Source organism: Flavobacterium sp. (genome assembly GCF_023151265.1).
In the GTDB taxonomy this organism is placed as follows: domain Bacteria; phylum Bacteroidota; class Bacteroidia; order Flavobacteriales; family Flavobacteriaceae; genus Flavobacterium.
In genome coordinates this window covers 1-8,214 of the sequence record NZ_JAKLJH010000119.1, presented here as the reverse complement: position 1 = coordinate 8,214, position 8,214 = coordinate 1, and the positions used below count along the sequence as shown (strand labels likewise).

General features: G+C 33.5%; 7 protein-coding genes. All 7 read right to left on the bottom strand.

All coding sequences use genetic code 11. The features are described from left to right. Window positions 1–62 precede the first annotated feature (62 nt). A complete protein-coding gene (locus L6Q46_RS10865; RefSeq protein WP_291284320.1) occupies window positions 63–209 on the bottom strand; it encodes a hypothetical protein in 147 nt (48 codons plus the stop codon). 156 nt (window positions 210–365) lie between these two features. After that, window positions 366–1,112, bottom strand: coding sequence for a LytTR family transcriptional regulator DNA-binding domain-containing protein (locus L6Q46_RS10860; protein ID WP_291284319.1), 747 nt, complete (start codon window positions 1,110–1,112; stop codon window positions 366–368). A gap of 322 nt (window positions 1,113–1,434) precedes the next feature. Continuing rightward, window positions 1,435–2,214: an SseB family protein gene (locus L6Q46_RS10855; protein WP_291284318.1), complete on the bottom strand. Its 780-nt coding sequence runs from the start codon at window positions 2,212–2,214 to the stop codon at window positions 1,435–1,437. Window position 2,215: 1 nt separating this feature from the next. Continuing rightward, window positions 2,216–5,401, bottom strand: coding sequence for a type I restriction endonuclease subunit R (locus L6Q46_RS10850; protein WP_291284317.1), 3,186 nt, complete (start codon window positions 5,399–5,401; stop codon window positions 2,216–2,218). Beyond that, window positions 5,398–6,792, bottom strand: a complete 1,395-nt coding sequence (locus tag L6Q46_RS10845; RefSeq protein WP_291284316.1) for a Fic family protein — start codon at window positions 6,790–6,792, stop codon at window positions 5,398–5,400. Before L6Q46_RS10845 ends, L6Q46_RS10850 begins: the two co-directional genes overlap by 4 nt. Window positions 6,793–6,905: 113 nt before the next feature. After that, window positions 6,906–8,039: a PD-(D/E)XK nuclease family protein gene (locus L6Q46_RS10840; RefSeq protein ID WP_291284315.1), complete on the bottom strand. Its 1,134-nt coding sequence runs from the start codon at window positions 8,037–8,039 to the stop codon at window positions 6,906–6,908. Next, the coding region (locus L6Q46_RS10835; RefSeq protein ID WP_291284314.1) for a hypothetical protein at window positions 8,026–8,214 on the bottom strand (189 nt) is incomplete at its 5' end. The genes L6Q46_RS10835 and L6Q46_RS10840, both read right to left, overlap by 14 nt.

Here is an 8,214-nt window from a genome sequence, read left to right as displayed (position 1 = left end):
GTTTGTTCATAACTTTAGTTTTAAAACCTCAATAGAAAAAACTATTGAGGTTAATGAATCTACTATTTCTTAGGTGTATTACCTCTGCCTGGTCCAGATGGATTTCCTGTTTTGCTAGGATAATTAGGATTAGGCCTTGCACTTGGAGTACTACTTGGTTTAGCACCAGTTCCTTTACTTGTTCCTGAATTTGAATTGAATTTACTCATGATTTTTTTGGATTTAATTAGTTACCTACTCGTTAGCTTTTCGGTTTCCGCTGTAATTACAAACCAAAAGTCACAAGAAAAAAAAAGCTGATATAATATAGAATCATATCAGCTAATCGCTAAGAACAAAAGCGGTATTTTGAGCAATGAGAGCGGTTATTTTTTTAAGGATTTTAAAACCGACTGGTAATTTTCCGAAACAGGCAATCTCTTAGTTTCTAATTTTCCCGAAACAGAAAATACTTCAACCTCAACATGTTCCTCTTTTTTATTGTAGTGTTTAATGTGATTTACATTCACTCGAAACGATTTGTGAATAGTAACAAAATGCGATTTCAACAAACCTTTTTCTTCCATTTTAGAGAATGAAAAATCAATCAAACTTTCTGATTTTCTATTGGAAAAATAAATTTGCTTATTATTCGATTCGGAACCACTGGCTTTATCAGCTGCTAAATACACAATAGAATCAACTGCTATTTTAGTGCGCTTCTGTTTCCCTAAATCAAGCGTTACGTGATTTTGATTACTAAAGAATTTAACCTCCTGTAAAAAACGAGTAAACGTCTTCTGAAACTCTTGTTCCGTAAAAGGCTTCGTAATATGATCTATACATAACGATTCATCACGCTTCAAACGCTCCATTTCTTTTACATATTCAGGCGTATTACTGCTAGCAAACAATACAGGTAATTTCAATTCAAAAGCCACTTCCATTCCGGTCATGTAAGAATCGCCTAAATTCAAGTCTAAAATCAAAAGCTCAGGCTTAGATAACTTAACCTCCTGTAAAAAAGTCTTTGCCGTTAAAGAGGCGGTAACAATTTCAACAGGTAAAGCATTTAAAAATCTTTGATTTCTTTCTAATTGTTCTGGATTGTCATCTAAAAGAGCAATTTTCATTTATATTCTATATTAGTTTCTAAACATTCAATATTAAATTTATTCCTAGTAGGAAAATATTTCAACTTGGAAATTGCTTTACAAAGTAAAAGCCAGTCATTCCCTCGCTCTTTGTCATTCCGCCGTAGTAGGAATCTCCTACACAGTAGGCTCCCACTTTACGCAGTAAAGCACACCTTCACCATTCAACATTCGTTAATCATCATTCAACACTCTCTCTTTTCTGTCATTCCGAGCTTGCGAGGAATCTCCTAACCTTAGTCACACGTTTCACAAAGTGAAACCAAGCACTATTCACTTCTCACTCATAACTTCTCACTCCTCACCTCCTATAAAACACCTCAAAATTATTCCCCGTTGTATGCCAATCATCCCCCTCCTTCACATACATCATTTCCAAAGGAAACTCCGTACTAAAACCATTCATACCATCATTCATAGCACTTAAAACCGCTAACCTACTATTCTCATTAACCTCATCTAAGAGAAAAGCCAAAATAAAAATCGCCTCATCATTTCGTGTCATCCCAAAATGATACACTTCTTTAATACTGGACACTTTTGCAAAAGCAGTACACAATTGCGTTTTATGTGCTCCCGAAATTGGTTTTTTAGGATACCAAATCAAAACCTCGGTATCTTCTTGTATTGTAATTTCATTCGAATTCGAAACATTACGCTCCAATACAAACATGGTTTCTTGGTCACTGTCAATAACAATGCGACCAAAATTATTCTCTTGAGCCATTTCCATTACAACACGAGCCGGCATAGCCATAAAAGCAGTTTCCTTGTCAATCCATTTCGACAAAGCGGTTTCCGAGGTAAATACTCCAAATACCAGCAACCCATCCACATTAAAAACAGAAGTAAACCCCACAGTGGTACCTTTGGATAACGTATGCCATTCGTCTGATTTTGACTGTTTGCCATCAGAAGGTACTACTAAAAAAGCACGAGGTCCTTGCAACTCCTCTAGTACTTTTCCATAATTTTCAGACGTTGTATTTTGATGATACGCTTGTATCAATTCTAATAATACCGAGTTATCGGGTGTAAACTCAGTTTCTTTCTTTCCGAATAGTTTTTTGAATAGGTTCATTTTATCTATACTTCTTAAAATTCTCTGCCTGTTCAAAAATCTCTTTATACACTTCGTCTCTGTCTACTGGTGGGTAGTCGTTCTCAGCCAAAAGTATGATTAGATCTACTTTAAGTTCTGCTTTAATATCATCACGCTTACTCCAATCGGTATATTTTGCTTTATCGTCTACAACTGTTTTGACTTTTTGAGCTAGTATAATTAACTTATCATTTGGGTAACTAAAATCGTATTTAACTGCTAGTGCTTTTAAAATATCGTAAAAAGCTTTTTCCTCAAAGTCAATACCTAAATCTTTGAAGGAATCTTTTTCTTTTTTAAGCGCATAATACAAATCAATAATTTCATCGGTAAAGTCTTCTAGTACTTCACTACGCAATACATCGCTTTCTTTACGCTCGTTATATTTATCCACTATAGCTTGTAAGCGTTTTGAAAAATCAATTCCAGTTATTTTATTAATCTTTTTAACATCATCTATTGCCTTGGCTAATAGCTTTTGCAACAGTTTAATTTTAGTATTTGGTAATTTGATTTTATCAATTTTAGCCATGTAATCATCCGAGAAAATATCAATCTCGGTTTGATTCTCATCTCCTAATTTGAAAATTTCTTCCACACCATCACTCTCAATAGCATCTTGAAGCATTTGCTTCACTCGATTATTCATTTGAGCGGTATCTGGAGCAACTCCTTTAGTTAATTTGAACACTATGGAACGAACGGCTAAGTAAAAATGGATTTCATCTCTTTGCTTTTCGGAAAATGCACCACTTCCAGAACAAATATCATAAGCCGATTTTAAACGTTTTACAATGTACATGAATCGTTTTTCCAATTCTTGTGTCAATTGCACAAACTCAGCGGCTTGATTCAATGTTTTTAATTGTTCTAATGGAATGCCTGACAAATAGCCTGATGTATCAAACTTATGAAACAATTTGCCTAACAAATCTAACTGGTCTTTAACCACTACAATAGATTGCTCAATATCTTCAATGTTTTGATTATCGGCATTGTTGTAATGTGCTAACGCTAGATTCATTTGCTTTTTAATACCTATGTAATCTACCACCAAACCTTTTTCCTTGCCTTCAAATTTTCGATTTACACGAGAAATCGTTTGAATCAAGTTATGACGTTGAATAGGTTTGTCAATATACATCGTATCTAAAAAAGGAACATCAAAACCAGTCAACCACATATCTACTACGATGGCAATTTTAAAATTAGATTTCTCATTTTTAAATTGGCGGTCTAATTCTTTGCGGTCGTCTTTAGTTCCTAGTGCATTATATAACTCTTCCTCGTCATCTTTACCTCTGGTCATCACCATTTTGATGCGTTCCATAGGTTTTATTTCTTTTCTGTCTTTATCGGATAATTCTACACCATCAGCAGCAATTTTCACTTCGCCCCATTCTGGTCGTAAAACTAGAATGTTTTTATATAATTCATAAGCTATTGGTCGGCTACTGCATACAAACATGGCTTTGCCACGTACAGTTGCACCTTCTGCTATTCTATTTTCATAATGGGTAACAAAGTCTTCGGCTACTGTTTTTAAACGTGTTGGGTCGCCAATGATGGCATTCATTTGCGCCATCGCTTTTTTACTCTCTTCTATTTGGTTTTCATTACTACCTTCTTCCGCACATCGGTTGTAATAGGCTTCTATTTCTTCGAGTTTCTGATTGTTCAACAAGACTTTAGCCGCTCTTCCTTCATACACAATACGAACCGTAATTTCATCTTTAACCGATTCATTCATGGTGTAAGCATCTACAATATCTCCAAACACGTCAATGGTTGCATCTATAGGCGTTCCTGTAAAACCAACATAAGTAGCATTAGGTAACGAATCGTGTAAGTATTTAGCAAAACCAAACGTTTTTCTTACACCGTTTTCTGTAACCACTACTTTTTGGTCTAAATTAGTTTGACTTCTATGGGCTTCATCCGAAATACAAATGACATTGGTTCGGTCAGTTAGTAATCTTGTGTCTTCTGTGAACTTGTGAATGGTGGTTAAGAAAACGCCACCGCTATTTCTTCCTTGCAATAACGCTCTTAAATGGGTTCTGCTCTCTACACTAATAATCGATTCGTCACCCACAAAACCTTTTGCATTGGTAAACTGTCCAGATAATTGGTCGTCTAAATCGGTTCGGTCTGTAATAATAACGATTGTTGGACTTGAAAAATGAGTACTTCTCATCAACAAACGACTTAAATACAACATGGTGTAACTTTTACCACAGCCTGTTGTACCAAAATAAGTTCCTCCTTTACCGTCACCTAAAGGTTTTTGATGGTTTTTTATATTTTCAAAAAGTTTGTTAGCCGCATAATATTGTGGGTAGCGACAAACAATTTTTTCATTCTTTTTAGAACTATCGGGTAAGTAGATAAAGTTTTGAATAATATCTCGTAATCGCTTGCGATTAAACATGCCTTGAATTAATGTAAACATAGCATCAATACCGTCTACTTCATTTGGCATACCTTCAATTTTTCTCCAAGCATAAAAGAATTCATAAGGCGCAAAGAAAGAACCCGATTTGGTATTTACCCCATCGCTAATTACACAAAATGCATTGAATTTGAATAACTCTGGAATGTCTCGTTTATAACGTGTGGTTAATTGTACATAAGCATCGTGAATGGTGGTATTCTCTTGAATAGCCGTTTTAAATTCAAACACTACTAATGGCAATCCATTAATGTATAAAATCAAATCGGGAATACGCATTTCATAGCCTTTTATGGCTAATTGATTGACAATTTTATACGAATTGTTATCTTTATCAGAATAATCAATCAATTGGATAAATATATCTTTCTGATTGCGGTCTTCACGTTTTAGCAAAAAGCCATCGCTGACCATTTTCATGAACGTTTTATTGCTTTCATATAAATCAGAAGAAGGCAAACGTTCTAAATCGCGAATAATGGAATTAACTTCTGAATCCGTTATGTTATCCTTAGCGTAATTGGACTTCAAATAGTTTTTTAAATCCGCATCAATCAACACTTTTTCAGTAACGATATGACCGTATTGTGTGGGTGGTTCTTCTACTCCTTGAAACTCATTTTTGCGCACTTCACCACCTACAAGATGCGTCATTTGCTCTTCTTGTAATAAGTCAATAAAGGCTTGTTCTAATTGTGCTTCTGTGAATTTCATGCTATTTTTAAGGTTTTTCCTTTTGAAGTTAATCTGTATTTTTGTTTACTGCTACTTGGTTTTTCTGGAATAGTTATTTCAATTAAACCTAATTCAATAGCTGGCTGTAAATAGTTTTTTCTAAAATTAGGCTTATGCGTAAGTTTCATAAAGCGCATTAATTCGCTAATACTATATTCTTGATCCATTATTAATAGTAGACTTTTGACTGGGTCGGTAACTAGGTCGGTAACTAGGTCGGTAACTAGGTCGTTTGTTTGACCACCTATCTGACCACCTTCATCAACTACTAAATGAGTATGCAACGTAACCAAAATACCACCATCTAAACTAGTAATTTCTGGTTCAGGAAGACCTGCTTCTTTACAAGCTTCATAAATTTTAATCGTACCACGACCCCAAGAATCTATATAACCTGCTTTGAAACAAACATCAGCTATTAAGGGGTTTCTAGGTCTTGACACATGATGCCCTTTCAAGCTTTCAACGGTCATTCCTTCAGGTAGATTGCCCTCGTTCCATAGCATAAGTTTATGATCATACACTCTAATTTGTATCATAGAACCCATATAGGTACGATGTACGAGTGCATTCAATAACATTTCTCGAATGGCTGCCACAGGATAAATATCTTTTTCTATACGCTGTAATCCTTCAAAAACAATGGGTTTTGTTAAGAATTTTGCATTAAGTATTTCAGGAACTTGTACTAATAATTCTAAAATATTACCTTCTAAAACTTCTTGAAATCTTAAATCTGCATCGGTTGTTCCAAATCGACCTATTTTGACTTTAATGTTGGGATAAAATTTATTAGGGTCTTTACCAAACAAAATAAGAGCCGCTCGTTTTATGGCATCTCCATTTGCTAAACGCAATTTTTCAAGGGTTTCTTGTAAGGGTAAATCCATAATGTCTTGAGGTAAACGCCCACTTATGGAAGCTTCTTTTTTGAAAAATGCTATGCTTTTAGGTGCTATATCTTCAAAACTAGCACTTTCTTCAATGACATCATCCCAAGTTTTACCTGCTTTTTTTAACAGGAATTCGTTCAATTCTACTCCGGTTAATTCGATTTTTGTACTACCTGTGCGGTAATAATAACGACCACGCAGCGAAACTGGAACGGTGTACGGATTTACTTTTATTTGAATGTATTTTTTTTCCGATTCTTCAAGCAACTGAACATCGCAAACAATACCCATTTGATTGCGTATTTTATTAGGTATGTCTTCTAATAACCTTTGATAGTTATCTAAATGAACTACTTCGCCAGCATCGTTTTTACCAATAAAAATAGTACCTCCAATAGCATTAGCAAAACCACATATCCATTTTAGATAGTCGTCGTGCCAGGATTGTTTCCATTCTATGTTTTGCGATTCGCTCATATTCAAATTAGGTCTGTTTCTTAACAGAAATGTAAATATATTAATTTTATGCTTTGCTCTTTTTCCTTTTTGATTACACTTACAAAATCAATTAAAAGTTGAATATCAAATATTTATTTAGCCTTTTGAGCATCTAAAAACAGTACCAACTTATTAAAAATGGATAACAAGTGATCTTGATTTAATTTATCAATTATAAATTGAGATAAATTAGAAATCTCTTCTTCTGATGGATGATAATGTTGCACAGCAAAATGTGACCAACCTAATGAAGTTGTTCTAAAATGTTCAGCAAAAGCGTGCTTTTTTTCTTCTTCAGTAAAATCAATTACATTATACTTTTCTCTATCTTTTAATAGATTTCCTTGCATTTCAATGGCAATATGCATTTTCTTTTCATCAGTTAGTAATTTTTCATAAACTACCGTAATCATTAAATTACTATGATTGTTTGAAACATAATATACCAATCGTTTGTCATTATGACTATTTATTCTAGGTTCATATTTACTTACTCCATTTAAAATATTCCCTGCTTCAATCACTTGTCTCAATATATGGTCTCTCAACTTATATTTAATTTCAACTAATTGATTAATTTCTTGTTGATTCTTATAATAAAAATGAATATTATCTTTTTCCATAACAGGATGACTTAAATTGATTATATTTTGGTAAAAATCTTTTAAAAACACCAGGTATTTATCACTAGCACCTAATACATAACTACCGAGATTAAACATTACTCTTTCCATAAATTGTGAATGGGTAATATTGATAAAATGAGGATGCTTTATATCTGAGATGGGATGAAGCGATAAAATAATTCCAACTTTAGTGGCTGCATTTATTTCATTATAATATTCATCCAAATCATTATTCAAAACATGATATACCTTGTTCTCTATAATAATGGCTTGTTCATTATTTTGCAGTAAAATATCAATCCGCTTTTGATTTTTAGTTCCGTATTCTGTAAGTACTTCAAAATTTAAAAAAGTATCAAAAACCTTATTCTCTTTTGCTAATGATGATGCGTTAATGAGTTCCATTAAACTTGTAACAAACAAGTCTTTTAGTTTGTGAACTTCATGAACATCAAAATAAAAGGCGTAAATGTTAGACAACACATTTTCATAATGCGGTTGTTTAGCAATTCCTAAAAAGGTTTTTGGTTTTCCTTTTATTATGGGAATATCATTTTGATTTATAAAGTGTTGTAATTTATTTAGATCAATAGTATTCATGAATTCTTTTTATTTTATCATTTTCAGGATCATTGTGGAAAAAACGGTCAAATTGACCACCACTTTCCAGTCTAAATTGACCATCGATTTCGGTGCAAACTGACCACTCAATTCCAGTCCAAATTGACCACCTAAATTTTAGAGTAAAATAGTCATTAAAAACAGTTACTTTTTT

Excerpts from the sequence above, each read along its gene's own strand:
- L6Q46_RS10865 (WP_291284320.1), bottom strand. The coding sequence starts at position 209 with ATGAGTAAATTCAATTCAAATTCAGGAACAAGTAAAGGAACTGGTGCT.
- L6Q46_RS10860 (WP_291284319.1), bottom strand. The coding sequence starts at position 1,112 with ATGAAAATTGCTCTTTTAGATGACAATCCAGAACAATTAGAAAGAAAT.
- L6Q46_RS10855 (WP_291284318.1), bottom strand. The coding sequence starts at position 2,214 with ATGAACCTATTCAAAAAACTATTCGGAAAGAAAGAAACTGAGTTTACA.
- L6Q46_RS10850 (WP_291284317.1), bottom strand. The coding sequence starts at position 5,401 with ATGAAATTCACAGAAGCACAATTAGAACAAGCCTTTATTGACTTATTA.
- L6Q46_RS10845 (WP_291284316.1), bottom strand. The coding sequence starts at position 6,792 with ATGAGCGAATCGCAAAACATAGAATGGAAACAATCCTGGCACGACGAC.
- L6Q46_RS10840 (WP_291284315.1), bottom strand. The coding sequence starts at position 8,039 with ATGAATACTATTGATCTAAATAAATTACAACACTTTATAAATCAAAAT.